An 837-nucleotide genomic window follows, 5' to 3' on the forward strand; every position below is an offset into this window, starting at 1 on the left:
CGCTGTCGGCGCCGAAGACGACCACGGCGGTGAACCACAGCAGGCTCTGCAACGGTGCGAAGTCGTCGGCGGAGAACGAGTAGCTGCTGTGCACCAGCAGCGCACCACCCAGCCCGGCGACGACGGAGGAGACGGTGAAGGCCAGCAGCTTGAGGTTGCGGACGTCAACCCCGACCGCCGCCGCACCCTCCGCATGGTCACGCACGGCGAGTAGCGCCCGACCGAGCCGACCGCGATGCAGATTACCCACGAAGAACAGGCCGAGGCCCAGGCAGACCAGTTCAAGGACGTAGAACGCCTCGTCGGGCAGCTCCCAGCCGAAGAACGTCAGCGGGTCGAGGTAGAGGCCGGTCGCGAAGGTGGGCTGCTCGAAGACGAAACGGCTGACCACGGCGCCGACCGCGAAGGTGGTCAGCGCCAGGGTGAGGCCGCGGCGGCGGATCGCCGGGTAGTCGGTGATCAGACCGATCGGGGCGACGAGCAGGGCGCCGATGAACATCGACGCGACGCCCGGCAGCTTCGGCAGTCCGAACAGATCACCGTTGGCGATCTTGAGTGACAGCAGCGCCCCGAGGCCCGCGTAGCCGGCCGAGCCCAGGGAGAGCTGGCCGCTGTAGCCGGTGACGATGACCATCGACAGGAAGATGAGGGCGAGCGCCGGGACCATGAACGCCGAACGCAGATCGGACGGGGCGAAGGTGAGCGGTGCGAGCAGCAGCGCGGCACCGCCGAGCTTGCCCAGGAAGTCGCGGCGGGCCTTGGTCTGGCTGGCCGGGCCCGACGGCGGTGCGCCGCGGCTGGAGAAGCTGGCAGTGGTCCCGGAGTCGCCGGTGCCGA

General features: G+C 69.7%; 1 protein-coding gene. It reads right to left on the reverse strand.

Features of this window, described 5'->3' with window-relative positions; translation table 11 throughout:
• Nucleotides 1-837 (reverse strand): branched-chain amino acid ABC transporter permease (locus tag AC08ON_RS16280; protein WP_476617273.1); only part of this gene is annotated, 837 nt, incomplete at both ends.

It is taken from the genome of Frankia sp. CoWAU3 (assembly GCF_977971855.1).